The 25501-nt window shown below is 54.6% G+C and carries 26 protein-coding genes and 2 tRNA genes; 18 read left to right on the top strand and 10 right to left on the bottom strand.

Translation table 11 applies throughout. The features are described 5' to 3' along the window. Window positions 1–266 precede the first annotated feature (266 nt). Complete coding sequence (locus C1J02_RS12030; RefSeq protein WP_114878799.1) at window positions 267–2141, top strand: adenylate/guanylate cyclase domain-containing protein; 1875 nt, start codon at window positions 267–269, stop codon at window positions 2139–2141. A 341-nt stretch (window positions 2142–2482) separates the two neighbouring features. Here C1J02_RS12030 and C1J02_RS12025 read toward each other — a convergent pair whose 3' ends face one another. After that, window positions 2483–3868 carry an IS1182 family transposase gene (locus tag C1J02_RS12025; protein ID WP_114878798.1) on the bottom strand — a complete coding sequence of 462 codons (1386 nt, stop codon included), beginning with the start codon at window positions 3866–3868 and terminating at the stop codon, window positions 2483–2485. Between the two features lie 312 nt (window positions 3869–4180). On the opposite strand from C1J02_RS12025, the gene C1J02_RS12020 reads away from it, so the two are divergent. The 8 genes from C1J02_RS12020 (at window position 4181) to C1J02_RS11980 (ending at window position 13272) form a co-directional block, all read left to right on the top strand. After that, window positions 4181–4720, top strand: coding sequence for a recombinase family protein (locus C1J02_RS12020; protein ID WP_114878797.1), 540 nt, complete (start codon window positions 4181–4183; stop codon window positions 4718–4720). 155 nt (window positions 4721–4875) lie between these two features. Beyond that, window positions 4876–6192, top strand: a complete 1317-nt coding sequence (locus tag C1J02_RS12015) for a metallophosphoesterase (RefSeq protein WP_114878796.1) — start codon at window positions 4876–4878, stop codon at window positions 6190–6192. Beyond that, on the top strand, window positions 6193–7230 hold the full coding sequence (locus tag C1J02_RS12010; RefSeq protein WP_114878795.1) for a GTPase-associated system all-helical protein GASH: 1038 nt from the start codon (window positions 6193–6195) through the stop codon (window positions 7228–7230). Next, complete coding sequence (locus C1J02_RS12005; protein WP_205389800.1) at window positions 7161–8234, top strand: hypothetical protein; 1074 nt, start codon at window positions 7161–7163, stop codon at window positions 8232–8234. The genes C1J02_RS12010 and C1J02_RS12005 overlap by 70 nt, the downstream gene beginning before the upstream one ends. Continuing rightward, on the top strand, window positions 8231–9082 hold the full coding sequence (locus C1J02_RS12000; protein ID WP_114878793.1) for a hypothetical protein: 852 nt from the start codon (window positions 8231–8233) through the stop codon (window positions 9080–9082). Before C1J02_RS12005 ends, C1J02_RS12000 begins: the two co-directional genes overlap by 4 nt. A 6-nt stretch (window positions 9083–9088) precedes the next feature. Beyond that, on the top strand, window positions 9089–11716 hold the full coding sequence (locus C1J02_RS11995) for a hypothetical protein (protein WP_114878792.1): 2628 nt from the start codon (window positions 9089–9091) through the stop codon (window positions 11714–11716). A gap of 508 nt (window positions 11717–12224) precedes the next feature. Continuing rightward, entirely contained in the window at window positions 12225–12899 is a 675-nt protein-coding gene (locus tag C1J02_RS11985; RefSeq protein WP_114878790.1) for a hypothetical protein, read from the top strand. 22 nt (window positions 12900–12921) lie between these two features. Beyond that, a complete protein-coding gene (locus tag C1J02_RS11980) occupies window positions 12922–13272 on the top strand; it encodes a helix-turn-helix domain-containing protein (RefSeq protein WP_114878789.1) in 351 nt (116 codons plus the stop codon). A gap of 440 nt (window positions 13273–13712) precedes the next feature. On the opposite strand, the gene C1J02_RS11975 is transcribed toward C1J02_RS11980, so the two are convergent. Then, window positions 13713–13787: transfer RNA gene (locus C1J02_RS11975), tRNA-Asn, on the bottom strand. An 80-nt stretch (window positions 13788–13867) separates the two neighbouring features. Continuing rightward, a complete protein-coding gene (locus C1J02_RS11970) occupies window positions 13868–14779 on the bottom strand; it encodes an MBL fold metallo-hydrolase (protein WP_114880534.1) in 912 nt (303 codons plus the stop codon). Window positions 14780–14824: 45 nt separating this feature from the next. Between C1J02_RS11970 and C1J02_RS11965 the strand changes: the two genes are divergently transcribed. Next, window positions 14825–16150, top strand: coding sequence for an ATP-binding protein (locus C1J02_RS11965; protein ID WP_114878788.1), 1326 nt, complete (start codon window positions 14825–14827; stop codon window positions 16148–16150). A gap of 79 nt (window positions 16151–16229) precedes the next feature. After that, entirely contained in the window at window positions 16230–16679 is a 450-nt protein-coding gene (locus C1J02_RS11960; protein WP_114878787.1) for a DUF4442 domain-containing protein, read from the top strand. Between the two features lie 27 nt (window positions 16680–16706). On the opposite strand, the gene C1J02_RS11955 is transcribed toward C1J02_RS11960, so the two are convergent. Further along, window positions 16707–16783, bottom strand: a tRNA-Ile gene (locus C1J02_RS11955). A 109-nt stretch (window positions 16784–16892) separates the two neighbouring features. Here C1J02_RS11955 and C1J02_RS11950 point away from each other — a divergent pair. From C1J02_RS11950 to C1J02_RS11930, 5 genes are all read left to right on the top strand, one after another. Further along, on the top strand, window positions 16893–17378 hold the full coding sequence (locus C1J02_RS11950; protein WP_114878786.1) for an ABZJ_00895 family protein: 486 nt from the start codon (window positions 16893–16895) through the stop codon (window positions 17376–17378). A 61-nt stretch (window positions 17379–17439) separates the two neighbouring features. After that, window positions 17440–18486: a phosphoribosylformylglycinamidine cyclo-ligase gene (gene purM / locus C1J02_RS11945; RefSeq protein ID WP_114878785.1), complete on the top strand. Its 1047-nt coding sequence runs from the start codon at window positions 17440–17442 to the stop codon at window positions 18484–18486. Beyond that, a complete protein-coding gene (gene purN / locus C1J02_RS11940) occupies window positions 18483–19079 on the top strand; it encodes a phosphoribosylglycinamide formyltransferase (RefSeq protein ID WP_114878784.1) in 597 nt (198 codons plus the stop codon). Before purM ends, purN begins: the two co-directional genes overlap by 4 nt. 78 nt (window positions 19080–19157) lie before the next feature. Further along, entirely contained in the window at window positions 19158–20315 is a 1158-nt protein-coding gene (rnd, locus tag C1J02_RS11935) for a ribonuclease D (RefSeq protein ID WP_114878783.1), read from the top strand. 36 nt (window positions 20316–20351) lie between these two features. Next, window positions 20352–20702, top strand: coding sequence for a RidA family protein (locus tag C1J02_RS11930; protein ID WP_114878782.1), 351 nt, complete (start codon window positions 20352–20354; stop codon window positions 20700–20702). A gap of 18 nt (window positions 20703–20720) precedes the next feature. On the opposite strand, the gene C1J02_RS11925 is transcribed toward C1J02_RS11930, so the two are convergent. Beyond that, the gene (locus C1J02_RS11925) at window positions 20721–21242 is read right to left on the bottom strand and encodes a hypothetical protein (protein ID WP_114878781.1); all 522 of its coding nucleotides are present in this window, start codon (window positions 21240–21242) and stop codon (window positions 20721–20723) included. A gap of 131 nt (window positions 21243–21373) precedes the next feature. Here C1J02_RS11925 and C1J02_RS11920 point away from each other — a divergent pair, with 131 nt between their 5' ends. Continuing rightward, complete coding sequence (locus C1J02_RS11920) at window positions 21374–21784, top strand: SufE family protein (RefSeq protein WP_114878780.1); 411 nt, start codon at window positions 21374–21376, stop codon at window positions 21782–21784. A gap of 31 nt (window positions 21785–21815) precedes the next feature. Here C1J02_RS11920 and C1J02_RS11915 read toward each other — a convergent pair whose 3' ends face one another. From C1J02_RS11915 to C1J02_RS11900, 4 genes are all read right to left on the bottom strand, one after another. Further along, entirely contained in the window at window positions 21816–22439 is a 624-nt protein-coding gene (locus C1J02_RS11915; protein ID WP_114878779.1) for a DUF1638 domain-containing protein, read from the bottom strand. Beyond that, window positions 22436–22771 carry a YbjQ family protein gene (locus tag C1J02_RS11910; protein WP_254693091.1) on the bottom strand — a complete coding sequence of 112 codons (336 nt, stop codon included), beginning with the start codon at window positions 22769–22771 and terminating at the stop codon, window positions 22436–22438. The genes C1J02_RS11915 and C1J02_RS11910 overlap by 4 nt, the downstream gene beginning before the upstream one ends. Next, window positions 22752–22967: a hypothetical protein gene (locus C1J02_RS11905; RefSeq protein WP_114878777.1), complete on the bottom strand. Its 216-nt coding sequence runs from the start codon at window positions 22965–22967 to the stop codon at window positions 22752–22754. The genes C1J02_RS11910 and C1J02_RS11905 overlap by 20 nt, the downstream gene beginning before the upstream one ends. Before the next feature lie 93 nt (window positions 22968–23060). Next, window positions 23061–23762 (bottom strand): B12-binding domain-containing protein, encoded by a 702-nt coding sequence (locus tag C1J02_RS11900; protein WP_114878776.1) that lies wholly within the window; start codon window positions 23760–23762, stop codon window positions 23061–23063. 205 nt (window positions 23763–23967) lie between these two features. On the opposite strand from C1J02_RS11900, the gene C1J02_RS11895 reads away from it, so the two are divergent. Further along, window positions 23968–25044, top strand: coding sequence for a PA0069 family radical SAM protein (locus C1J02_RS11895; protein ID WP_114878775.1), 1077 nt, complete (start codon window positions 23968–23970; stop codon window positions 25042–25044). A gap of 25 nt (window positions 25045–25069) precedes the next feature. On the opposite strand, the gene C1J02_RS11890 is transcribed toward C1J02_RS11895, so the two are convergent. Further along, the gene (locus C1J02_RS11890; RefSeq protein ID WP_114878774.1) at window positions 25070–25477 is read right to left on the bottom strand and encodes a GFA family protein; all 408 of its coding nucleotides are present in this window, start codon (window positions 25475–25477) and stop codon (window positions 25070–25072) included. Window positions 25478–25501 lie beyond the last annotated feature (24 nt).

Raw genomic sequence — 25501 nt, 5'->3', positions numbered from 1 at the left:
ATCGCGCAGCATTTTCGATGTGCGGTTGGCTGCAACGCGGGACGGGGCGGACATTTGTGCGACCTTGCAAGTACATCAGCCGCTCGCTGCCGATCTACTAAGCTCTTGGTTCAATCGCGAGGCGATCCAAGCTCCACCAAAAGATCGCCCGCGCATGGCTGCGCGACCAGGGGTATTCTTTGCTCACTTACTGGCTCGGACCAGCCCAAATCACTTGGTTGCCGGAAGGGTTGCAGTTAGGCTGTCCTTGGCGAAGGGGAGGACTGATGTCCGAAACGGTGGAAAAACGCCTAACCGCGATCCTGATAATGGATATCGTCGGCTACAGCCGCCAGATGGCGGCGAATGAGGCTGGAACGCTGGCACGTGTGACCGCCGCGCGGCACGAGGTATTCGACGGTGCTGTCACTGGCCATGGCGGACGTGTGGTCAAACTGATGGGCGATGGCGCGCTGATTGAGTTTTCCAGTGTCTCGGGGGCGGTGCTGGCGGCGCGCGGGATCCAGCGGGGACTTACCGAGTTCAATGCAGCGCGGCCGAGGGACGAACCGCTGCAGGTGCGCATCGGCGTGAACCTGGGCGAGGTAATTGTGCAGGACGGCGACCTTTACGGGGATGGAGTGAATGTAGCGGCACGGCTGGAAGCGTTCGCAGAACCCGGCACAATCCTCATTGCCGGGTCCGCACAGGCACAGCTGCGCGACCTTGACGGCGTTGGTTTTGAAGACCTCGGACCGCAGCGGTTCAAGAACATCCCCGAGCCTGTGCGTGTCTTCAGAATCACCGATAGCGGTGGTGTTGTGACCAGGCCCCGGCCGGTGCTGCGGTGGCGGCTGGCACCTGCTATCTTCGCGGCGGTGATCGTGCTGCTCGGCGCGGCGTGGTGGCTCGTGCCGCAGGGGCGGGATATCCTGGCACCAACCGCGCCGCCTGTAGTACCGCTCGCCTCCGAAAGCCGTCCCTCGCTTGCTGTAATGCCCTTTGAGAACCTCTCCGGCGACCCCGCGCAAAGCTATTTCAGCGACGGCATGGCCGACAGCCTGATCTCGGACCTGAGCCAGGTGAGCGGTCTTCTGGTGATCGCGCGCAACACGTCATTCTCGTTCCGTGACCGCGGCGAGTCGATGGATGCGCGCTTGGTTGGGGCAGAACTCGGGGTGCGCTACGTGGTGGCGGGTTCCGTCCAGCAGGCGGGGAGTAACGTGCGGATCAATGCCAACCTGACCGACTCCCTGACCGGCATCCAGCTTTGGGGCGAGCTGCTTGACCGCGAGTTCGAGGACCTCTTCGCGCTGCAGGATGATGTGACCAACCAAATCATCGGTGCGCTTCAGGTGGAGCTGTCGCAGGAAGAAAAGCGCCGGTTGTCGAAACACTATACGGACAGCCTCGATGCCTACGATCTCTACCTGCGCGCCTATGAGGAGATCTGGCGCTTCAACGAAGAGGCCCGCAAGACTGCGCAATCCCTCCTACTGCACGCCCTGCGCATCGATCCGGATTTCGCACTGGCCAAGGCTATGCTCGCCACCACCTATACAAACCGTGCAGGCGTCGCGCTTCTTGATAACGAGCAGGTCTTGGATGAGGGCTACCGGATTGCACTCGAGGCGGTCGCGATCGACCCGGACCTGCCTCAGGTTCATACCTCGCTGGGACTTGTGCACATGTTCCGGCGCGAATACGCTGAAGCGGAAGTGGCGTTCAAACGCGCTGTCCAGATCGACCCGAATTACGCCGACGCTTACGGGTTGCAGGGTTGGAACAGCCATTACGCCGGAAACTCGCAGGCCGGGTGGGATTCTTTTCAGTATGCGTTGCGGCTAAACCCCCGCGCACCGTTCCCCTATCTGAACGCTATGGCCGAGATTCAGTTCAGCCAGCGCAACTACGAGAAAAGTCTGGAGCTGGCACTGCAAGCGCTGGAACGAAACCCCGAGGCGCTGCGGCAACGTCTGTTCCTGGCCGCGACCTATATGGGATTGGAACGCATCGACGATGCAAACTGGGAAATCGAAGAGGCCCTTCTATTGCAGCCCGAGCTGCGCCTGAGCGACATGCCCTTCATCGCACCCTACCGCAAGCCCGAGGCAATGAGGCACCTGACCGGTCTTTTGCGCCGTGCCGGGTTGCCCGAATAGGCATTGATCGAGCGCCCGGTTGCGATCAGAAAAACGCATGGTCCGCCCCCCGACCTATCAGCACGCACCCGCTGAGTTGCGGACGACCAGGTCTACCGCCGTCTGACCGCGCCGAGCGACTGTCGCTGCGCTCAATCCGAACAATGCCTTCGGACTCGGACCTGCCTTCCGCAACGCAGCGAAAATCAGTAACGGCGTCTGTTTGAATGTCGGCTACGACCGATGATGCATTCTTGGATTACATCCGCAGCGAATGTCCGGAATCCGCCGATTCTGTGGAAAAACAACGTGTTGCTGGCGCAGAAAGAATGGCTCTGCCGAGGGCGTGAGTGCCTTTCTTGTCAGGCTTTGCGCGTTTGCTGCGGTGCAGGAAAGATCTTGGCCAGTTTGCGGAGGTTTTGGGCGGTTGCGGCGAGCAGGAATTCGTCATTGGCCCCGCATGGGCCACGTAATCGCAGCCGTCCCAAGCCAAGGATGCGTTTGAGGTGAGCGAAGAGCATCTCAACCTTCTTTCGGAGCTTAATTGAGATGTCGTATTGTTTGGTTTTGGCGATGTCGCGTGCGACCTGTCTGGCATCTTCGTGTTCTTCGCGGGTAATCTTGCGCGCGTCGGCATTCGGGCAGCACTTCGGTTTTGAGGGACAGGCTTGGCAGGTCAACTTCAAGGCCTGATATTTGGCGACGCCCTTGCCGGTCGGGCCACGGTTCGGGTCTGAGTAGTTCCGGCGGAACTGCTTGAGCGCCTCGCCCTCCGGGCAGATGTATTGGTTGTTATCGGCGTCCCACTCGAAGTCGGCGCGGCTCCAGGTGCCGTCTGTGCGTCCAGCCTTATCGATAACAGGGATGTGCGGGTTGATGCCATGTTTGACCAACCACCCCAGGTTCTTCCCCGAGCCGTATGCCGTATCGGCAATGAGGCGTTCAGGCTGCAGATCGAAGCGCTTCTTAACCCGGTCCAGCATTGTGCGTGAAGCTCCAACCTCCGCACTCAGGATAGATCGGCTGGCTTCAACATCAACGATGACAGCATGATCTGTGTCGATCAGGTAATTGGTCGAATAGGCAAAGAATGCAGGGCCTTTGCGCGCCGCCGTCCATTGGCTGGTGGGATCGGAATGGGAGGTGAACTTTGGTTTGACCGTCGTGGCTGCGCCAAAGGCCGCATCATCCAGCACATCCAGATACTCACGCACAGCACGTGGGGCATCATCTGGATTGATGGTGCTGTGATCCCATTCCTCTTTTGACGTAGAGTTCTGCTTGTTGGCATCGGCTTCGATCAAACTGGCATCTGCTGCAAAGCGCTGACCACTCACCAAACCATCGGCGATGCAACGCGCGACCGTCGTTTCAAACAAGTGACGCAATAAATCGCTCTCGCGGAACCGGCCATGGCGGTTCTTGGAAAACGTCGAGTGGTCTGGCACAGGGTCGTCCAGATCAAGGCGACAGAACAAGCGATAAGCCAGGTTCAGATGGACCTCTTCGCAGAGCCGCCGTTCCGAGCGAATACCAAGGCAATAACCGACCAACAACATGCGGATCAGCAGTTCAGGATCAACCGAGGGACGGCCGGTGTGGCTGTAGAAATCCGCCAGATGCTGACGGATGTTGCTCAGATCGACAAACCTATCAATCGACCGAAGCAGGTGATCTTGCGGAACATGATCTTCTAGCGAGAACTCGTAACACAACGCAGCCTGTGCTTCTTGCTTTGGTCCCATCATCGCTAAATCTCCTGCCTCTATAAGGAGATTGAATCAGTGACAGCCGCCTCAATCAAGGAAGAGTTTTTCAACGAAATACGCCCATAACGGTTATCTGTGCGAGATGCAGCATTGAGCATAATGGGCTCCTAGCCGACATGCGCTGCGACCGCGAATTCTCAACTCTTACGTGTGTTGAGCATTTTGAAAGGTTCCAAAAACGGTGGTTTTTGCGACACTTTGCCGGAAACTTGCATTTGCTGGTCCGACGCTGTTTCAAAATCGGTGTTCATAACCTTTTAGGTTTTGGAACGTTTATGATACACTTTGGAGATGATTATCGGATATGCTCGTGTCTCGACAAGCGATCAAAACCTTGATGGACAGATTGATGCGCTCAAGGCGGCAGGTGTTGAGAAAATCTTCCAAGAGAAGAAGACAGGAAAGTCACGGCAACGGCCGGAACTTGAGAGGCTGCTAGAACAATTGCGGTCAGGTGATGTGATCGTCGTGACGAAGTATGACCGACTGGCTAGGTCACTGCGTGATCTGATCGACCTGGTGGAGACCATCAGGGAGAAGGGTGCGGGTTTCCGTTCTTTGGGAGAAGACATCGACACGACTAGCCCGACGGGTCGACTGATCTTCCACGTCTTTGGCTCAATCGCAGAATTCGAAAGAGAGCGCATTGTGGAGCGTACACTCGAAGGCCTCGCCGCTGCCCGAAAGCGCGGCCGTGTCGGCGGCCGCCCCTCGGCGCTTTCTGAGGACGCCAAAATCGAAATTCGACGAATGAGGGATCAAGATCATCGCCCAATAGCCGAAATCGCTCGAGCATTCAAAGTCAGCCGTTCGACCATCTATCGATGTTGAGGGCGGAGAGCCGACTTTCGCCGCGTCTGCGAGTTTTGTGGAAAGCGGCCATTCACCTGAGGCCATGAGGCAAACCAAGCACAGTGTTTGTACTAGCCTTCAAAGGAATGGATAGTCTATTGTAAGCACGGCGGAAATTGAGGTCCAAACCAACGATGCAACAAGATTCAAAATTGTTCTTACACCTCTCGGATATTCACTTTGGTCAGGAAAAGGGGGGTACGCTTTTCGTCCACAACGATGTCAAGGAACGCCTAATTGATGATGTTTTGCACGTGGTTGCGAACGAACTTGAACGACCTCTTGCAGGTATAATTGTATCCGGAGACACTGCCTATAGCGGTACAGCCGAGGAGTTTAAGGAGGCCGGAAAGTGGTTGGATCGCGTTGCTGAAGCAGGAGGCTGTAAACCTACCGACGTGCACGTAGTACCCGGGAACCATGATATTGATCGCAAGAAAATATCGGGGGCAGCAGCATGGATGTTAGCTGAGATTCAGACGAAAGGTGAAGAAGCATTAGACAAGTTTCTCGCCGTCGACCGTGACTGTGAACTGCTCTATGATCGCCTTCGTGATTATCGATCTTTCGCAGAAGGTTACGGTTGTCCTCTCGACTTATCTGGGGGGCACGCAGGCGACGAGTTTACGTTTGAGCTCGGCTGCAAGAAAATAGTTCGATTCTTGGGCTTGAATTCAGCACTCGCTTGTTCCGAAAATGATAAAGAAGGTTTGCTACTTCTTGGAGCTAAGCAAAGAGTGCTCCGCGAGAGGGCGGGGGAGACTCTTATAGTCCTATGTCATCATCCGTTGAATTGGCTCAATGACGCGGCAGATGCATGGAAGTACCTACGTCGAACTGCGAGCGTCTTCATCTCAGGCCACGAACATGAACCATCGGTACAGCTGAAATCGGAAACAGGGCACTCGGATATCTTGTTGATCTCGGCTGGTGCAACAATTCCACCAAAGGCTGAAGGTCCATACAATTTTGCATACTATTTCTTGGAATTTGATTGGGAGACGGAGGCTGATAGTCTTGCTGTCTCAGTTCATTCGCGTTGCTGGGATGATGAAAAGAAACGGTTTGGGACTGATCAAGACGCGGCGAATCAAAAATCTGGCAAGTTCTTAATTACCGATCACTTGGACAATGCCGAATTGCAAAAACCTGTCCTCGAAGAGCAGCCAATAGACTTGGAGGAGACGGAGGAAGAGATCCCGAAGGAAGGGGCGTTGTTAAAAATGGAGGAAATTTCTGCCAATATCACGTTGCGATTTTTTCGCGATTTAACTGCTAACCAACGAAGGCAAATCTTTATCGAAAATGGCCTATTGCCAAGCGACTGGTCTGAACACATGAAACATTCAGTTGAGACTCTGTTGTTTAGGCAGTTACTCTCAAAAGGTAACGCTGCTGAACTCGAAAAGCTCATTATTAAACGAATAGAAGAATCCGGGGAGACTTCATAGGTGTATGATATCGCAGAACACATTAGAATTTTTGAGGCCAATCCCAGCGATGATTTCGTAACCAAGCGTGAGGCCGCAATTAAGACTGTTATTTCTAAGCTTCGAAAAAGTGTGAGTTTTGATGAACTACTTGAACTTGCTGACGACATCTCAACGTGTCTTTTTGATCTAAAGATTGCGGAGTCATCTGTCTGCGATCAAGTGATAGAGGCTTTGAAGTCGAAAAGCTCGTCATTCTCAGCGAAAGAAAATGAACTTCAAATTGCCGTTTGCGCTGCATTGGCTGTCCTAAAATTGATCCAGGATTCACCTGCGGCGAGTGGCAGAGTAACGACCATAGTGTTTTTAAGTTTTGCGTTGTGGTCAGCTTTGTCAGATCGAAAGCCAATTAAGGACGAAAAGCTTGAAAAGCTGCGGCTAGAAGTGCTTGATTCAGCAAGAGATTTGACACTTCGGAGTGCGAATTCTGGACGTGTTCGAGCAAAAATCCCTGATCTCAAATGGCCTAGCGAGGCTGTTGCTGGCGAAGACGATACAAGAGCACAAGACTTTGATGCCGCGGCAAAAAGCGCAATAGGTGCACTTGAAACCAACTCATCGCTTGACCGTGAGGAGCTGGACCTACTTTGGTGGGTTCTAGGAAGCTGGAGCGGCATCGCAAAGAGCAGGCTAGACAGTTTGTCTGAATTGAACCGAGCCCTGATTTCGGGCGTTGAGTTGTCAAAATTGCTTCGAAGAGTGCCAGGTGACGCACATCGCCATCTGGTGCTGCGAGGTGTCAGAGAGGACAAAGAGTTTACGTTGAATGAGGTCCTCACTGAGCTGGGCGAGTTGAAACAGGCACTGGCACAAGGGGTCAATGCGTCGGATCTGATTGAAGAAAACGCCGCAGCTCTACCTCTGCTGAACGCGATTTGCGTAAGTCCCGAGGGCTCGATTTTTGGAAACAGGAAGTTGAAGGTGTCTGATTGGGGCGCTCGCGCTCTGATGGAAGCAGCCTTGATTCGAATGGTGCAACTTACGGCATCCGCGAAATGACAGAGGCAACTTGTGCAAAGGAAGGGTGTACTTTCGCCGATACTGGCGTTTGCCTCCAGAATTTTAGCCCGCCGCAGGACTGTCCTGAGCTTGTATCTGTATCGGTTGTCGATTCCGCCGATATAGCTGAGAACGATGATGATATTGTCGAACTCGACTCAGTCGCACAGAGTTTGCCCAGTGGCCATGTAATGAACCTTTCCGACCTGTCTGTTGTGACGGCGAAGGAATATACTCGCCTCGTTGGTATCCTAGGTTCACCCAATGCAGGAAAAACTGCAGCGCTTGTAAGCCTCTACCTGATGCTTGCGAACGGAAAATTAGATGGATTTACGTTTCGAGATAGTAAGACTTTGCTAGCTCTAGAGGAGATAAGCCGTGGCGCGCGCCGATGGGGCAACGGCGTACAGCCAGAACAGTTGACCGACCACACAAGAAGTTTGGATGATCGTCAGCCTGGATTTGTGCATCTGAGACTTCATCGATTGGAAGATCAACACACAGTAACAATCGCTCTGCCCGATTTGCCGGGCGAATGGACAAAGAGTCTTGTTGATGAAAACAACTTCAATCGCCTGTCGTTTCTTAATGCCTGTGAAAAGATATGGATCGTAATCGATGGCCGGGACTTTCGAGATCAGTTAGGACGCCGGGTCGAAGTGAACCGAACGGAGCTTCTGCTTGAACGTCTAAAGCAAAATCTGGCATCGCCGACAAAACATGAGGTCATTCTTGTAATCACTCATGCGGACCTAGGAGAGCTTGCTAAAGGTACGTTGGAACCAGTTTTAAAATTTGCCGAAAGGCTTGGATTTAGAAGCGCGGTACATCATATTGCGTCATTTTCATCTTTGGACACTATTGCACCCGGTTCTGGTGTCGCTGAATTGCTTGCAAGCACTCTCAGCGATGGGAGTCGTTCTTTTCCAGATATCTGGCCCAAACGCACTGTTCGTGAGGGTCGACACATGATGAGGTTTGAAAAGATGGATGACCCATCATGATAGGGAAGACTATAGCTCTGATAGGCGGCCCAGAGACTGGCAAGACCAACTTCCTTGCCAGACTTTGGACAAGTCTCAGAAAGGGCAATGGCGCTCTTTCGTCTCAAACGATTCCCGAAGACATTGTTTACGTTGAAGATGCGGTAAAACACCTTCTGGTAGCTGAATTTGCACCACGCACCCAACAACCCGGAATTTCGGGGACTTTGGAAATACCGATTGAGGGTAAGGATGGAGCTAACGTGTCTTCGTCGGTGCTCAAAGTTCCCGACGTTATGGGTGAAGAGTGGGACAAGGTGGTACATGACAGGGAAGTTAAGTCAGAAATTCTGGAGGTGCTCAACGAAGCCGATGGGGCACTTCTGTTTGTTCGCATTTTATCCGACTTGAATGTAGCGCCGTTGGATTGGGTGACCGCCAGGCATCTGCTAGGATTGCCGTTTGAACAGAAAGAAACGACTGGCAAGCTACCCACTCAGGTTGCGCTATGTGAGCTCTTAAGCATTTTGGAATTCACCTCTGACCCAAATAGGGAGCCCAGAAAAGTTGCAGTGATCGTTACCGGATGGGACCTGCTAGATGCAGAAGCGGCAGCCAAGGGCCCTATGGCATACTTAGAAGGTGAGTTCCCTTTGTTTGCAGGCAGAATCAAAGATGCGTCATCCCTAGAAGTGAACTTGTACGGGTTTAGTGTCGTTGGAGGGGATCTGAACGACGACGAAGCATTTAAGCAGAAATTTCTTGAAAAGGATCTAAACCAGACCGGTTTTGTAGTGCATGAAGTAGGCGGAAAAGTGAGTACTTCTGAGGACATCACAGAACCGCTGCGTTGGCTTCTGGCAAGTTGATATGCCATGAAAATCATTGATATTGAACAGCAATTTCATGGATATCAACGCGGCCATCAATTGCTCGAAAGCAGCTGTCGTCTTGGTCGAGTGGATCAAGACATCATAACCTATTTGTCGGATTTGTCGGGGCCGTTAGAACCAGGTCAAACTTTTGCGCCGTACTTGACTGGTTACCCCACTCCGAGTGGTGAGTACTATGTCTTGGCCAAGACCTGGCAGGATCGTGATGTAAAGCGATCTGGTTGTGTTTTTACGCGGAGCTTTCTGATTCCTATGGAGGATTGGCTCTCCATCGACTACCTGTCTGGTTTGGCAGAGGATCTAGGGTCCGATGCGAAACCCAAACCCTCGTCGAATAGATATCAGTATTCAGATCAGCCGCGACTGATAAAGCGGGTCGAAGACGGTCGGGCGACTCTGATTGTTAGAACGATCTTTCTCAAGGATAAGATGCCAGTAACATGCTTTGGGCCTGGAGATGCAGAACCCATTGTTTTGCGCTTACTGCAGTCCGATAAATCAGATTTGCGACGTAACTTTTCGTTTTGTACATTCTCGCTTGCACCGCGCTCAATCGAAGGAAAACCACTTTCCCTTCAATTTGCGCCTATGAGTGGTAAGAGCAGGTTTGCTCAATGGTCTGGTAAAAAAATTGGGAACGACTTTGAAGGAGTTCAAGCCCAGAACGAACCAGAGCTTAAGGCATTGGTTGGAGCTATTTTTTTAGCCGAACAACCAGACATACGTTCAATCGATGGGACTGGACTATTTTGGAATGAGGAAAGTGAGCAGTCGGTCCCCATCAAGATAGTGTTTCTCTGGAATCGGATGTACCGCGAAGCATCTGGATCTGCTTCATCACTTCTGGGATTGTTGGACATATCTAGTACTTTAGGAACATTGACACCATCTGCGCTCCACCTTCTAAAGCCGCTAATTAGGAGTTGGCTTGATAAATGGTCTTCCGGGCTTTTTGACGAACGATCTGTCGAGATTCTTGCCTCATTAATTGCAAAAATTCAAAATACTGACTTGCAGATTTGGAGGGATGTCAAGCTTGGCTTAGCTGTTTCGTCCGCTGTGCGTCAGTTTCCCTCTTCAGCGGTTAAGACGCTATCACAGAACCTCAAAGCAACGAACTGGACATTCGATCTTGTTATGTCTTCAATCGGTGAAGCACTAACAGCCTTCAACCTGGTGGAACTTGAAAATGTGCTCCGTGATAGCCTTACTGATGACCAAATTTTTGCGATGATGATCAACAGCTATGAACTTTTGCAGCCCATCTCAGACACTGATATTCTGGATGGTGCAGTAGTTGCTAAAGAGTTCGAGTCCTTCTTGGATCGCTTGGAGCAATCGAAAGCGAATAGCATCCGCCAAGAAGTTCTCACAACGCTATGGAAGGATGAGCATCTACCTCTCCTAATCACCTTATCGAGCGAACTAGATCACCGCATGCTCAGGGAAAGCATTATCGGATTGTTTGGGAAAGAACGGTCTATTTCTGCCCAATTCGACCTAGAAATCCTAAGAAACCCAATCATTGAAAGTGGTTTGTCAGAATTGCTGCAAGACATGTTGGATACTGTCCAAACGAGCCAGGCAGATCGTTTTATAGCTGCTGGTATTGCGTTACAGCCTCAACAGTTCAGGGTATTAAGTCGATTTGATCAAAAATCGGTTACCCGCCTTCAGTCGATTTTGGCGCATCTTTTTGCAAACCATTCTGATCATGAATTGCAGGAAGTGTTCGGTTTGGAGGACAACGAAACGCAAGTGTTGGAAATCGCCAGTCATTTAGTCGAACTTGACGCTGAGACGGCAATATCCGTCTTGGCGTATGTTCGACACTCCAGCACAAGAGCAGCGGAAGTCGCATTTCAATGCCACAATAAGGCGCTTGATGAAGATATCGGAGAGGCTGCATTCCAATCGATCCGCTTTGCCCTTCAACTAGACGCCTCAGTGGCCAATGACATTTTGACTACTTTGGGGAACATATCAGTTAGTCGTCAACAAGCATCCAGGTTGAGCTTTGTGCAAAGTGGCTATCATCCTGAAATGATAGAAAGAAATTTGCGCTATTTATCAGAGAATTGGGGAAGCGCGGATCACGCCTTTCCTTTTAGTGGTGAGCAGATTTTGTCGCCTTTGTTGTCCTATGGGCTTAGCGAGTTTTCGTCGGATTTGTGGCCGCATGTTGAAAGGATCTTCGATAGAATATCCGACAAGAATCAAGGCGAGTACGAGGCATGGGCCGGCCACTTACTTGGGGCTGCGCTGGAGTTACCTCAGTCAGACGTCAGTGGAGTACTAGAGGTTACGTTTCCAATCGTGCATCGAGCATTAAAACGTAGCCGTCGTGAGCCATCATTTTTTTCCCCTTTTTATTATTCGGACTGGGACAAGTGTAAGGCTGCCAGGACAGAGCTTGTTAGAGCATACATGCGATCAGATTGGCCCGTAGAGAGCCTTCTTAAGATCGCCGTGAAGATTGGTGAAGCGTATTCAATTTTCAACATCATACGCTGGGAACGCGGTGGTGAAGAATTTACCAAAAGGCTTGTAGCATCTGTGGAGAAGCTACCACCCAATCTCCAGAAAACCTTGGAAGCCCAGTTGGAATAATCGACCAAAGCTCCCAGAAATTTCCATATTTTTATGGGTCTGGCACAGAGCTCACTCTGTCCTACTCCCGCTAGTGCGAAGCAACGCTAATGTCGGTTTTGCGGGATGTATCAGTAGCATCCAAGCACGGCACTGAGAGTCCGGTTTGGGCCGCCCGAGCTGTTTCAGGGTGTCAGCTCACCAATTTCGCCAACTCAGTCCCATAGTTGCAGCGATGGCCTCGGGACACCCTGCCTGAACACGACTACGGTATATTGCCAGCATTGGAGGCGGCGCATCTTGGAGACCTGCCGATTTCGGCGATCAGCTCTGCATTTCTAACATGGGATTACGGGCAGGAAGTTCGCGAAATTAACATCAGAGACTTCGACTGCGAGATTTTTAATAAGAGGTTGAGAGAGTGGCAGGAGGCTGTCGGATAGCAAACGACTATCCGTCCAGAGATATTGCCCCGCGTTTCCGCTCGATAACAGCTCCACAGTGATCGATCATGGTATGATGTTTCCATATGGAACCCTTCCAGACCAGTTCGCACCCCTCTCAACATGTGCGCCAGCACGATGAAGGTGTGGGCACCTGGCTGACTGTCTCCGCGTCGGTTCTTCACTGCACAGAGCGGGGTCTTCCCCGCACACCAAAGACCATCCGCAAATGGGCGGCACGATCTCATCTCTCCCCCGACAATGCGGATATCTCTGTCAGGCGAGAAGACACAGAGAACGGATTTCGCTGGTCGATTGAGGAAGCATCTTTGGATCGAAAGATCGATGAAGAACTGGAATTCGAAGCGCGAAAGCCTGGCGAACCTGAACGCACGGGTGCGAACCACTCCGGGCTGGTTCATCCACGTGATATGTTAAAAGCAGAGCCCGAACTAGAAGAAAACACGTCCGCACCGGTGCAAACGGGTCATCATGATCCCGAGCGCGCGAGCGGTATTGAAAAAGAGTTGCGAGCGCAGCTGAAGCACACCCAGGAGGAGGTTGAGTTCTTACGCGAAGAGCTCAAGCACCGCCGCAAAACCGACGAAGCCTTGGGTAGTGTCATTGAAGCTTTCCGATTAAATTCAGAGACGACGAAAACCAAGATGCTCGAGGTACAATCAGAATCGGAGCGAGCTAGTTGGGCAGGGAAGCCGCGTCATGACATTGTCCGCAATTTCGAAGATCAGAATGCAGAGTAGTGTATAATTTAGCCAAGTAACTATGAAAATTCTCGGTGCTTTAGTTCAAGAAAGAAACATCATCATCAGGGGCGGTGACGCGCTTTCGATGAATGGGTTTACCCAGGTTCCAAATGCAGTGCTCAAGAGCGATGACATTTCATCTGGCGCAAAACTGGTCTACTCACTTTTGCTTTCATACGCCTGGCACAACGATTTCTGTTTTCCAGGTCAGGATACACTTGCCACAGACATTGGGATTTCACGACAGAGCGTGAACACGCATGTAAAGGAACTCGAAAAGAAGGGGTTCATCAAGATCAAACGACTTGGACAGGGACGTGCCAATCTTTACGAGCTGAACCTCAAGGCCAAGGTGCTGAAGCAGCGGTAGCCAAAATTGGATGTCAAAATATTGGACATCTAGATGTCGCCAAATTGGACGACTGGCTGTCAAAATATCCGACACTAAGAATACTCATAGAAAACACTTAGAAAATAATATTCATAAGCCTTTAAAGAAAGGGAATGGGGATAACCGTCGCGTCATCCCATTTGATCGCTTGGCTCTCGTGTTTTTGCCGCCAGCATGCAACTTCATGTTGGGTGTACTTGTAACAAATTGGAATCCCTGAATTTTTGGATTCGTCGACTCATGTGTTTGAAAAATTTGCGCGCGAAATCGAGGATCGAAAAGCCTGTCTCCGCTTGCGGAGGTTAACGCTGCATTTGTAGCGAGTATCGAGCCAGTTTCCGCTTGCCGATGATTCATGAAAAATGTGTCTGAAACGTGTCTATGGTTCATGCCAATATCCTCTAAGTAATTGAGAATAATGGCTCCGGCGGTAGGGATCGAACCTACGACCAATTGATTAACAGTCAACTGCTCTACCGCTGAGCTACGCCGGAACGGTCTGGGCGATATAACAGTGAGGTTTTGGCGCGTCCAGAGGGATTTGCGGCAAAATCACGATTTTTGGACCATGCTGTCAACGCATGCGAAAAGTCGCTTTGGCATGAAGCGTTTTTTCAGGTTCAACGATGGATTTTTGGTAAAGATCAACGAGATGCGCAAGGACATTGCGTGTCGCTGCCCCCAAGAGCGCTGGCGGGGTTTCGGTATAGATCTTTGCCGCAAGGGTTTCGGCGGTGCCGGGGGCGCTTTGAAGATGTCCCAGAATGGCGGCTTCGCGTGACTGGCGGTGCGCCACCAACCAGGCCAACCGCGCCTCTGGGTCGTGCACCGGTGCGCCGTGACCGGGGTAAAACACCCGCCAGTCGCGGGATTGAAGCCGTGAGCAAGACGTCATAAAATCGCTCAGATCGCCATCTGGCGGCGATACAAGCGAAGAGGCCCAGCCCATCACGTGATCCGCCGTCAGACAGGCATCACCCCATTCAAGGCAGAGGTGATTGCCGATATGGCCCGGGGTGTGGATGGCGTTCAGCGTCCAACCCTCGCCTTGGATATGCTCACCATCCGCAACGGTTTGATCAGGTTGGAAATCAACGTCGATGCCTTCGCCACCCCCCATCAGGCCTGAGCCGGCAAGCTGCCGCATGACCTGTGAGCGGCCCGCATGGGCATGTCCAAACGCCAATACCGGCGCGCCGGACCGCTCGGCCAGAGGGCGTGCAAGAGGAGAATGATCCAGATGGGTGTGGGTCACGATGATGTGGCTGATGTACTGGCCCGGTTGCAGGGCTGCCAGAATGGCGTCGAGATGTGCGGTGTCCTCAGGTCCGGGGTCAATGACGGCCAGGCCTTTGTCACCGATGAGATAGGTGTTGGTTCCGCGATAGGTCATCGCAGAGGGGTTCGGGGCCACGATACGGCGCAGGCCCGGCTCCAACATCTCGGCCACGCCAATTTTGGGATCAAAGTCATCGGGGGGCAGCATGGATTTGCCTTTCACAGGGCTGGCACGTTGGCTAAGCTTTACGTCATGTTCTTTGCCTGGTCCAAACGATATATGCCGCGCGGCATCTATGGGCGTGCCGCCCTGATCCTGCTGTTGCCGGTGGTGTTCTTGCAATTGGTTGTTACCGTCATCTTTGCCCAGCGGCATTTTGAGGGCGTGACCTTGCAGATGACCGATACGGTGTTGCGCGAACTGAACATGGTCATGACTGAGGTGAATGGGGCCACAGATGCGGCGGCGATACCGATGCAGGTGCAGACGGTGGCAGAACCGCTTGATATCAGGGTGCGCACCGTGCCCGCCGCTGACGTGCCGCCTCAAAATACCCGCGTCTGGTATGATTATTCGGGGCGGGTCTTGACCGCACGTCTGGCGGATGAGTTGCCGGGCTTGCTGGCAGTTGATCTGAAATCGAATCCCGGCGTGCTGCTTTATGTGCAATCTGACAACGGGCCGGTTGAGCTTCAATTTGAGCGGCGCAGAATATCAGCGGCAAATCCGCATCAACTGTTTGTTTATACGGTATTCTTTGGTGTGGTGATGACGTTGATTGCGTCAATCTATCTGCGCAATCAGCTGCGGCCGATCAAACGTCTGGCCCGGGCGGCAGAGGCGTTTGGGCGGGGCCGTCATGAACCTTATTCGCCCAGTGGTGCCGTCGAAGTGCGCGCGGCGGGCAATGCTTTTGTCGATATGCGAAACCGGATTGAGCGTCAGATCGAACAGCGCACGCTGATGTTGTCCGGGGTCAGCCACGATCTGCGCACTCCGCTGACGCGGATGCGGCTGAGCCTGTCGATGCTGGAGGACGAGGATGCAGAGCCGTTGTTGCAGGATGTTGATGACATGCAAGGCATGTTGGACGAATTCCTGAACTTTGCCAAAGGGGCTGCCGAAGGGGAGCCTGAGGATGTTGATCCGCATGCCTTTGTCAGCCAGATCGTCAGCGAGGCCAACCGCGCCGGGCGTGATGTCACCTTGTTGGCCGCAGAAGGCGATGGCAGCGGCACGGTGATGATGCGCAAGGTGGCGATGCGCCGTGCGGTGGACAATCTGATCTCAAATGCGGTGCGGTATGGCGCGCGGGCAGAAGTGTCTGTCATGCTCAGCGAGAAAACATTGCGCATCCGGGTTGAGGATGACGGGCCGGGCATTCCCGAAGACCGCCGATCCGAGGCGACGCGCCCCTTTACCCGGCTCGACCCTGCGCGCAACCAGGACAAGGGCGGCAGTGTGGGGCTTGGGCTTGCCATTGCCACGGATATTGCACGTGCGCATGGTGGGGTGTTGAGGCTGGGAAAATCGACCCGCATGGGCGGCTTGCGCGCCGATATTGTGATTGCGCGTTAAGATGTGACGTGGCGGTACAATTGTCGGCACCGACCCAATCTGCGACGTCTCAATTCAACAGAGATTTGGAGCGCCGAACATGACCCCATATGACATGATCAAAGCACAGCTCAGCACCATCGTGCCGTTTCAGAACCATGTCGGCATCACATTGCTTGAGGTCGGTGATGGCAGCGCAAGTGCGGAATTGGTCCAGCGCGATGAGGTGTCGAACCATATCCAGACCATCCACGCCGGTGCGATGTTCACGCTTGGCGAGGCCGCGTCGGGTGCCGCAATGGCCGGGGCGCTGGCACCGGTTATCTTGTCGATGCGCCCGGTTGCGGCGACCGCCGACATCGCATTCAAACGCATTGCCAAAGGGACGCTGACCGCGCATGCCAAGACGTCTTCACCCGGTGCCACATTGATGAAAACGATCAAGGACGACGGCAAAGTGGCTTTCGACGTGACTGTGGATATTCAGGACGCAAGTGGCGAAACCGTGGTGGAAATGACGATCAACTGGCACGTCAGTGCGACGCGCTGAGGCGCTCTCATCCAACGGGTCGGGGTATGGTAGGCCCGGTAGGACTCGAACCTACGACCAAAGCGTTATGAGCGCTCTGCTCTAACCAACTGAGCTACAGGCCCGCCATGGGCGCTTGGGTATGCAGGCGGATGCGATACGTCAAGGTCTTATGATTGAGTTTGCACAATTTTGACGTTAAGGCAGCGCTAAAATCGTCCAAGGAAGACCGCCATGGCCCCTGACCAGATCGCCGACAGAACCCTGAACCTGAGATACCTGATCCTGCGCTATATCGTTGCGATGGTGCTGACAGGGCTTTTCTTGGCCGTGGTCGATTTCGCCTTACATTATTTCTGGCAGTTCCAAGGGGGCGCAGGGGTCGGCATTGTCGCGGCGATCGTACCCGCGATGGATGCAGGACAGGTGTTTGCCCGTCGTATGGGGCGTGTCCCTGCAAAAGGCGAAGCGTGGCGTTTGTCTGCCATTCTAATGGCGGTGAATGTGGCGTTCAGCGGGGTTATCGTCCTGGCGCTGGTCATTGGCACGGGCATCGCCGGACAGCTTGGCGACGTGATGAACGTAATATTTACGCCAGTGGGGCTGGGCCTGCTTGTCTTTATGCTGGTGATCTATTTGTTTGCCACGCGGTTTTTCCTTGGCTCCGGGGCCAAGAACGAAATCAAGCGTCAAACGCGGATTGCCAAAAAGCAGGAATAGACTCGGGTGCGCAGCCTTGTTAGGGCGACGCAGCGAAACATTGAGGGCAGGGGCGCAGATCATGGCCAATTCAAAGAACGGGATCACCTATGCGGATGCGGGTGTGGATATTGATGCGGGCAATGCGCTGGTGGAGCGGATAAAACCGGCAGCAAAGCGTACCGCACGTCCGGGCGTGATGTCGGGTCTGGGCGGCTTTGGGGCGCTCTTTGACCTCAAAGGGGCAGGGTTCTCGGACCCGGTTCTGGTGGCTGCGACAGATGGTGTTGGCACCAAGCTGCGCATCGCAATTGATACCGGCAACGTCGACAGCATCGGCATTGATCTGGTGGCGATGTGCGTCAACGATCTGGTCTGTCAGGGGGCGGAGCCGCTGTTTTTCCTCGATTATTTCGCAACCGGCAAGCTTGATCTGGATCAGGCCGCGCACATCATCGACGGGATCGCAGAGGGATGTGCGCAATCTGGCTGCGCGTTGATTGGTGGCGAAACGGCGGAAATGCCGGGGATGTATCACGGGGGCGACTTCGATCTGGCGGGATTTGCCGTGGGTGCAATGGAACGGGGCACCGAACTGCCGCGTGCCGTGGCCGAGGGTGATGTGTTGCTGGGCCTGCCAAGCGACGGGGTCCATTCCAACGGTTACAGCCTCGTGCGCAGGATTGTGGAACTGAGCGGTCTGGGCTGGGATGACCCGAGCCCCTTTGGCGACGGCAGTCTGGGGGCAGCCCTGCTGACGCCCACGCGGCTTTATGTCAAAGGTGCGGTGGCGGCACTGCGCGCGGATTGCGTCAACGCATTGGCGCATATCACCGGTGGCGGGTTGACGGAAAACCTGCCTCGGGTGTTGCCCGATGGGATGGCAGCAGAAATTGATTTGGGTGCATGGACATTGCCGCCGGTGTTCTCATGGCTGGCGCAGACGGGCGGCATGGCCGAGGCCGAACTGCTCAAGACCTTTAACGCAGGTATCGGCATGATTGCGGTGGTTCCTGCGTGGCAGGTTGATGCGGCCAAGGCGGCCTTTGCCACGGATGGACATGATGCGATTGAAATCGGGCGGATCACATCCGGCACCGGTGTGGCCTACACAGGCGCGCTGCTTTGACCAAACGGGTCGCGATTTTTGTCTCTGGGGGTGGCTCAAACATGCGGGCGCTGGTTGAGGATATGATCGGCGACCACCCGGCGCGGCCTTGCGTTGTCGTGTCCAACAACGCAGAGGCTGGCGGCATCGCATGGGCGAAAACCCAGAATATTCCAACAATAGTGGTGGATCATCGTCCTTACGGCGCTGATCGTGCGGCATTTGAGGCGGCACTGACCCAAGCGCTTGCCCCTCATGCCCCCGATATCATTTGTCTGGCGGGTTTCATGCGCAAACTGACGCAAGGGTTCACCGATGCCTGGGCGGGGCGGATGATCAACATCCACCCCTCTCTTTTACCGAAATACAAAGGGCTGCACACCCATGCCCGCGCGCTGGAAGCGGGCGATAAGGCCCATGGGTGTACGGTGCACGAGGTGACGGCCGCCCTGGATGATGGCCCGATCCTTGGCCAAGCCAGCATTGCGATTGAGGATGGGGACACACCCGACACACTGGCGGCCCGTATTCTGGTACAGGAGCATCGGCTTTACCCCCAGGTGCTGCGCCGATTTGCGGCAGGTGACCGCAGTCCGCTATTCTTGCAGGGGTGATCTGGTCAAAACGCCACCATTCCTATACGCCTGACCCGATTGCACCATATTGACCCCGTTCTATTGTAAAGTTTGTACATGAAAACCATCACAACCACTGCTGATCTTGCCGCTTTTTGCACGCAGGCTGCAGCGCATCCTTATGTCACCGTCGATACCGAATTCCTGCGTGAACGGACTTATTATTCCAAGCTCTGTCTGGTGCAACTGGCGATGCCGGGTCAGGATGACAGCAACGCGGTGCTGGTCGATCCGCTGGCGGATGGCATCTCGCTTGAGCCGCTTTATGACCTGTTTCGCGATACATCGGTGGTCAAGGTGTTTCACGCCGCGCGTCAGGATCTTGAGATCTTCTTTGTGGATGCAAAAGTATTTCCCGCGCCGTTGTTCGACACCCAAGTTGCCGCAATGGTCTGTGGGTTCGGCGAACAGGTGGGCTATGAAACACTTGTGCGCAAAATCACACGCGAAGGCGTCGACAAGACATCACGCTTTACCGATTGGTCCCGGCGTCCCTTGAGTGACGCACAAAAAACTTATGCGCTGGCTGATGTCACGCATCTGCGCCAGATCTACGAATTTCTTGCCGCCGAGCTCGACAAAAGCGGGCGTGGCCGATGGGTTGCCGAAGAACTGGAAATCCTGACCAACCCCGACACCTACATCAGCGTGCCGCGCGAGGCATGGAAGCGGGTGAAGACACGCACCAATTCGCCCAAGTTTCTGGCCATCGTGCGCGAGTTGGCCGCGTTTCGCGAGCAATATGCGCAGACCCGAAATGTGCCGCGCAGCCGTGTGTACAAGGACGATGCGCTGGTGGAATTGGCCAGCCTGAAACCCGGCACAATGGAAGAGTTGAGCCGTGCGCGTCTGTTGCTGCGCGATGCGCGCAAGGGCGAGATTGCGGATGGTATTCTAAGCGGGATCAAGGCGGGTGTTGCGTGCAAACCAGCCGACATGCCACAGCCGGACCGCAGCCGCGAAAAGCTGCAGGTCAATCCGGCGCTTGCCGATCTGCTGCGCGTCCTTTTGAAGGCAAAAACCGAATCTGCAGGGGTGGCCGCCAAGCTGATTGCGCCGGCGGCCGATCTTGACGGGATCGCCGCAGGATTGCGTGATGTGCCTGCGATGAAAGGCTGGCGACTTGAGGTCTTTGGCAATGACGCGCTGCGGCTCTGCGAGGGCAAGATTGCGCTGACTGCGCATGGAAATGACGTAAAAGTGGTTGAAGTATAACCTGCAATAATCTGAACTATATGGGAGTTTTTGAAAATGGCTAGTATTGAGCGCCACCATTCCAACCAACGCATGAGCCAGATTGTGGTGCATGGCGATACGATTTATCTGGCCGGTCAGGTCGGCACTGCGGGTGCCAGTGTGGCCCAGCAGACTCAGGATTGTCTGGACAAGATTGACGGGTTGTTGGCCGAGGTCGGGTCAGACAAGACACGCATCCTGCAGGCGGTCATCTGGCTGGCGGATATGGATGATTTTGCTGAAATGAACGGCGTATGGGATGCCTGGGCGGCACAGGGCCACGTGCCCGCACGCGCCTGCGGTGAGGCAAAACTTGCCACGCCGGAATACACGGTTGAGATTATCGTGACAGCGGCAAAAGCCTAATGCGGCGCGGTCAGTCGCCTAGCGGCGGCTGACCAATGCGTTCAACTGACCCTCAACACTGATGCTGCGCACCCCGCTCAGGTCCTGATCGGTGATGCGGCGTGCCGCGATCACTTCGCGGGTGGGCGTGGTGCCAACGGGTGTGTTCTTGCTGGGGCGGACCCCTTCAAGGCGATATGTCAAAACACCGTCAACGGGCAGTTCATCTTCGTTGGCTGGTGTCAGCTGCACTGCATAATACCCCTGACGCGCCGCCAGACCCGTGGCGCGGATGATCGCCCCACCCGGAATGCGTTCAATGGTCAGCGCTGTGACCTGTTCAAACGGGCGACCCAGATATTCGGCATCCTGCGCACGCAGACCCGCAAACAGGCCACCGCTGCGTTCAGGTATCAGGGGGTTGGTGTTTTTCTGTGTCTGAACAGCTTCGGACCGCGATTGGCCAAACCAGTTGAACGGGTTGATCCGGCTTTCGCGCACGGCCCCGCAGGCGGTCAGTGTCAGCGTTGATATCAAAATGATTGGAAGGGTCTTGCGCATGGGTCCGCCCGTGGAAATTTATCTGCCTTTTGACTACCCTATCACATGCGCCTTGGGAAGGGGGTGGACCTTTGCTTGCGCTGCTCCTACCTCTGGTCTTCATATCATTAACCCCAAAGGACTGTTTTGAGATGGCCACACCCGCCTTTGAAGAGCTTGTCGAAGATTTTGAATTTCTGGACGACTGGGAAGACCGCTATCGGCATGTGATTGATCAGGGCAAGGCGATGGACCCGCTTGCCGAGGCGTTTCGGGTCCCTGCGACCAAGGTAAACGGCTGTGCCAGTCAGGTCTGGCTGCATGCTCAGTTTGATGGCGGCAAGCTGCATTTTGACGGGGCCAGCGATGCAATGATCGTATCGGGCCTGATCGCGGTGCTGCGCACGCTTTACAACGGGCTGTCCGCATCCGAGGTGCTGGCCGTGGATGCGCGCGCAGAGATGGGGCGTTTGGGGTTGAACGACCATCTTTCGGCGCAACGGTCAAACGGGCTGCGTGCGATGATTGAGCGGATCAGGGAAACCGCAGCCCAAGTGGGCTAACGCGAGGCCGGGACAAGACAGGTAAGAAGACTTAGGGCTTCAGGTTTTCAAGGGCCGATTTCAGATCGCCATAGCCGGTAAAACGACGCTCAAGCGGCAGGCCGAGGACATCGGCACATTTTTGGGCTTTGTCGGCCAGTTCAGGGTCGTCCAATTGCGCCTGATACACGACTTTTTCGTAGTTCCCGAAATACATATCACGCAATTCCGGGTGACGATCGAGGCCGAGCGGCTTGACGATAAAGGCATCAAACTGGCGCACGGAAAAATCTGTAAGGTAAAAGGCGGTCATCTCATCCAATGCGGCAAAGGCGTCGTTACCTTCAAAAAAGCTGTAGCAATGGGGGCCTGCAATCATCTTTACCCCCAGCCTTTCGCAGGCGACCTCAAGCAGCCCTCCGGTGCCGCAATCGGCATAGACCACAAAGATGTCGTCAAACTCAGCGCGCCGTTCGGTCACCATCTTTTCGACGGCAGGGACGATTTTGTCGGGGAAATGGTGCAAGTTGGCGGGCAGGCAGTGCAGATGCAGGTGGTCCCATCCATTGGATTTGTTCAGAGCCAGAATTTCGCGGGCCAAAGCCCCGCAGGCGATCAGAAGGATCTGTCCCGGATTATTGGCACCCGGTGCTGCCCCTTGATCCGTGCGTGTCATTTCAGGCGCACGGCAGTGCCATAGGCCACAATCTCGGACGATCCTTTGGCAATGGCAGAGGTTTGCATGCGCATGCCGACGATTGCATCCGCGCCTTTGGCTTCGGCGTCGGCGATCATCCGGTCAATGGCTTGTTCGCGTGCACCTGCCAGCAGACTTGAGTAGCCGGTCAATTCACCACCAACCAGTTGTTTCAGGCTCGCAACGATGTCAGTACCCAGATGTTTGGCCCGGACGGTGGCACCGCGCACCAGACCGATGGTTTCGGCAATTTCGAGTCCGCTGATCGTGTCGGTCGTGGCAATCAGCATATCAGTGGTCCATTTCGTCATAGTGGTCTTCTTGTTTGTTACCCACGCGTTCAGCGATGACGCGAAACACGATATACCCTACCAAGGCGGCAGGAAGCAGGGCGATGCCCACAAAAGGCACGTTCACCGCAGCCAGAAGCACTGCGCCCAGCCAAACCGTGGCAGCGGCGGCAGTCAGCACGCAGACAATGATCAGAACAAGTTTATCAAGTGGCATTGCGATCCTCCTCATTTAAATGTGGGGGTGCTGGCGGCAAAAGAAAAGGCCCCGCGTTACCGCCGGACCTTCACTCTCGCAGTTTCAGCGCGCTCAGGCAGATTTTGCGCTGTTGTGCTTGCGCGCCATCCATTCCTTGGCTGTTTCCACCGCCACGGCGGCGTCCCGGCAGTAGGCGTCTGCGCCAATTGCCTTGCCAAACTCTTCGTTCAGGGGCGCGCCGCCGACCAGCACGATGTAGTCATCGCGAATGCCCTGTTCGATCATCGTGTCGATCACGACCTTCATGTAGGGCATCGTGGTGGTCAGCAGGGCGGACATGCCAAGGATGTCCGGTCCTTCGGTTTCCATCGCCTCAAGATACTTTTCAACGGCATTGTTGATGCCCAGATCGACAACTTCGAAGCCCGCACCTTCCATCATCATGCCGACAAGGTTCTTGCCGATGTCGTGAATGTCGCCTTTGACGGTGCCAATGACCATCTTGCCCACGCGCGGCGCACCGGTTTCGGCCAACAATGGTTTCAGAATGGCCATGCCACCCTTCATCGCGTTTGCGGCCAGCAGCACTTCGGGCACAAAAAGAATACCGTCGCGGAAATCTGCGCCAACAATGGTCATCCCGCCGACAAGCGCCTTGGTCAGCACGTCATAGGGTTCCCACTTGCGCTCCAGCAAGATGTTCACACCTTCCTCAATCTCTTCCTTGAGGCCATCGTAAAGGTCGTCAAACATCTGTTGAACAAGTTCTTCGTCGTCGAGTTCGGACAGGATGATTTCGTCGTCGTCGGACATGGGTCTTTCCTTCTGCTGGGCATTGCAGGTGCATCGCACTTGCGCCCTTTTGTCACGTAACGCCGCGTGAGGGTGCACATTTTGCGACATAGGCCGGATGTTGTGCGACGTGGCTGATGAATTTGCTACCTTGGAAAGGGGCGAGACGACAAGGGATTAGCAGCTTTCGATTGCGTGTGTTCTGGTTTTGTTCTAGATATTTGCCATGGATAGAGAAGACCAGCGTTACAAAATCCTCGGCCGTGCCGCTGGCAGCAACCAGGTGGGCCGTTTTGAACGGCATACCCAGGAGGCGGTAGATGATGGATGGGCGCGTGATGAGGTGCTGCCGGTGCTGCGGACCCAGACCGCGATTGAGGTGCCGCGCAGTGTGATCAGCTATAACACGTCACCTGATCTGCCATTTGACCGGTCCATCAATCCGTACCGGGGCTGCGAACACGGCTGCGTTTATTGCTTTGCACGGCCAAGTCACGCCTATCTTGGCCTGTCACCGGGATTGGATTTTGAAACACGTCTGATCGCCCGGCCCGAGGCCCCGAAGGTGCTGAGGCGGGAGCTTGCGGCCAAGGCCTACAAGGTCGCCCCCATGGCAATCGGGACCAACACGGACCCGTATCAACCCATTGAAAAGAAACACGAGATCATGCGCGCATGTTTGCAGGTGCTGTCAGACGCGGGGCATCCTGTGGCGATTGTCACCAAAGGCAGCCTGATTGAGCGTGACATTGATATCCTGGCCGACATGGCAAAGCGCGGTTTGGTGCGGGTCGGCATCTCTGTCACAACGCTCGACGCCAGGCTGAGCCGGTTGATGGAACCGCGCGCACCCAGCCCGCAGCGGCGGCTAAAAATGATCCGCACGCTTGCGAGCGCAGGCATCCCGGTGCGGATCATGGCCTCGCCGATGATCCCGGCGCTTACCGATCCGGAAATGGAGACGATACTGCAACTAGGCCGGGATGCCGGCGCGCGCCACGCCAGTTGGATCATGCTGCGTCTGCCGCGAGAAGTGTCGCCGCTGGTGCAGGACTGGCTGGCGACACATTACCCGGACCGGGCAGAGCGGATCATGTCTCGGCTGCGCGAAATGCATGGGGGCAAGGCATACGACGCCACATGGCATCGCCGGATGCGGGGGACTGGCCCCTATGCGGATATGGTGGCGCAGCGGTTCAAGGTGGCTGTCAAACGACTTGGGCTGGGTACCAAGGCACCATCGATGCGTCGCGATCTGTTTCGTGCGCCCAAGGAAGTGACGGCGCAGATGTCGTTATTTTGAAGCGGAATGTTCTGGTGATATGTGGTTACTGGCGTTCCAAGGCCGGGATTTGGCCAATGTCATATACCCAGTCAGGCCTGCCTTCTGTCCAAAAGGCCTTTTGTGGCACCGCAAAGCTGCAATCGTCAAAGTTTCCGGCACCGATCCCGATCCGACCCCCAGCGAAATCGGCTTTCCAATAAAGCGATACGCCACAGGCCGGGCAAAGGAAGTATCTCAGCGCACGGCCATCCTGGCACGGTCGCTGCCAGGTTTGAACATCGCCGGTGATCGTCACCGTGTCTGGCTCCCAATAGGTTGATACGGAAAAAGCTGACCCTGATTTGCGTCTGCAATCACGACAGGAACAGGTCATCACCCGCCACGGTTCGCCCCGCGTCTCAGCGGTCAAAGCGCCGCAAAGGCATTGTGCAAGTCGGACGAGTTGTTGCATCTTTTGCTCCCTGAGTTGAGAAAA

It is taken from the genome of Sulfitobacter sp. SK011 (assembly GCF_003352065.1).
In the GTDB taxonomy this organism is placed as follows: domain Bacteria; phylum Pseudomonadota; class Alphaproteobacteria; order Rhodobacterales; family Rhodobacteraceae; genus Sulfitobacter.
The sequence above is the reverse complement of the archived record's forward strand: the minus strand, read 5'-3'. Positions and strand labels throughout refer to the sequence as shown.

What these genes read in the sequence shown, in the direction of transcription:
- C1J02_RS12030 (WP_114878799.1), top strand. Translation starts at nt 267, where the DNA reads ATGTCCGAAACGGTGGAAAAACGCCTAACCGCGATCCTGATAATGGAT.
- C1J02_RS12025 (WP_114878798.1), bottom strand. Translation starts at nt 3,868, where the DNA reads ATGATGGGACCAAAGCAAGAAGCACAGGCTGCGTTGTGTTACGAGTTC.
- C1J02_RS12020 (WP_114878797.1), top strand. Translation starts at nt 4,181, where the DNA reads ATGATTATCGGATATGCTCGTGTCTCGACAAGCGATCAAAACCTTGAT.
- C1J02_RS12015 (WP_114878796.1), top strand. Translation starts at nt 4,876, where the DNA reads ATGCAACAAGATTCAAAATTGTTCTTACACCTCTCGGATATTCACTTT.
- C1J02_RS12000 (WP_114878793.1), top strand. Translation starts at nt 8,231, where the DNA reads ATGATAGGGAAGACTATAGCTCTGATAGGCGGCCCAGAGACTGGCAAG.
- C1J02_RS11995 (WP_114878792.1), top strand. Translation starts at nt 9,089, where the DNA reads ATGAAAATCATTGATATTGAACAGCAATTTCATGGATATCAACGCGGC.
- C1J02_RS11985 (WP_114878790.1), top strand. Translation starts at nt 12,225, where the DNA reads ATGGAACCCTTCCAGACCAGTTCGCACCCCTCTCAACATGTGCGCCAG.
- C1J02_RS11980 (WP_114878789.1), top strand. Translation starts at nt 12,922, where the DNA reads ATGAAAATTCTCGGTGCTTTAGTTCAAGAAAGAAACATCATCATCAGG.
- C1J02_RS11970 (WP_114880534.1), bottom strand. Translation starts at nt 14,779, where the DNA reads ATGCTGCCCCCCGATGACTTTGATCCCAAAATTGGCGTGGCCGAGATG.
- C1J02_RS11965 (WP_114878788.1), top strand. Translation starts at nt 14,825, where the DNA reads ATGTTCTTTGCCTGGTCCAAACGATATATGCCGCGCGGCATCTATGGG.
- C1J02_RS11960 (WP_114878787.1), top strand. Translation starts at nt 16,230, where the DNA reads ATGACCCCATATGACATGATCAAAGCACAGCTCAGCACCATCGTGCCG.
- C1J02_RS11950 (WP_114878786.1), top strand. Translation starts at nt 16,893, where the DNA reads ATGGCCCCTGACCAGATCGCCGACAGAACCCTGAACCTGAGATACCTG.
- purM (WP_114878785.1), top strand. Translation starts at nt 17,440, where the DNA reads ATGGCCAATTCAAAGAACGGGATCACCTATGCGGATGCGGGTGTGGAT.
- rnd (WP_114878783.1), top strand. Translation starts at nt 19,158, where the DNA reads ATGAAAACCATCACAACCACTGCTGATCTTGCCGCTTTTTGCACGCAG.
- C1J02_RS11930 (WP_114878782.1), top strand. Translation starts at nt 20,352, where the DNA reads ATGGCTAGTATTGAGCGCCACCATTCCAACCAACGCATGAGCCAGATT.
- C1J02_RS11925 (WP_114878781.1), bottom strand. Translation starts at nt 21,242, where the DNA reads ATGCGCAAGACCCTTCCAATCATTTTGATATCAACGCTGACACTGACC.
- C1J02_RS11920 (WP_114878780.1), top strand. Translation starts at nt 21,374, where the DNA reads ATGGCCACACCCGCCTTTGAAGAGCTTGTCGAAGATTTTGAATTTCTG.
- C1J02_RS11915 (WP_114878779.1), bottom strand. Translation starts at nt 22,439, where the DNA reads ATGACACGCACGGATCAAGGGGCAGCACCGGGTGCCAATAATCCGGGA.
- C1J02_RS11910 (WP_254693091.1), bottom strand. Translation starts at nt 22,771, where the DNA reads ATGACGAAATGGACCACTGATATGCTGATTGCCACGACCGACACGATC.
- C1J02_RS11905 (WP_114878777.1), bottom strand. Translation starts at nt 22,967, where the DNA reads ATGCCACTTGATAAACTTGTTCTGATCATTGTCTGCGTGCTGACTGCC.
- C1J02_RS11900 (WP_114878776.1), bottom strand. Translation starts at nt 23,762, where the DNA reads ATGTCCGACGACGACGAAATCATCCTGTCCGAACTCGACGACGAAGAA.
- C1J02_RS11895 (WP_114878775.1), top strand. Translation starts at nt 23,968, where the DNA reads ATGGATAGAGAAGACCAGCGTTACAAAATCCTCGGCCGTGCCGCTGGC.
- C1J02_RS11890 (WP_114878774.1), bottom strand. Translation starts at nt 25,477, where the DNA reads ATGCAACAACTCGTCCGACTTGCACAATGCCTTTGCGGCGCTTTGACC.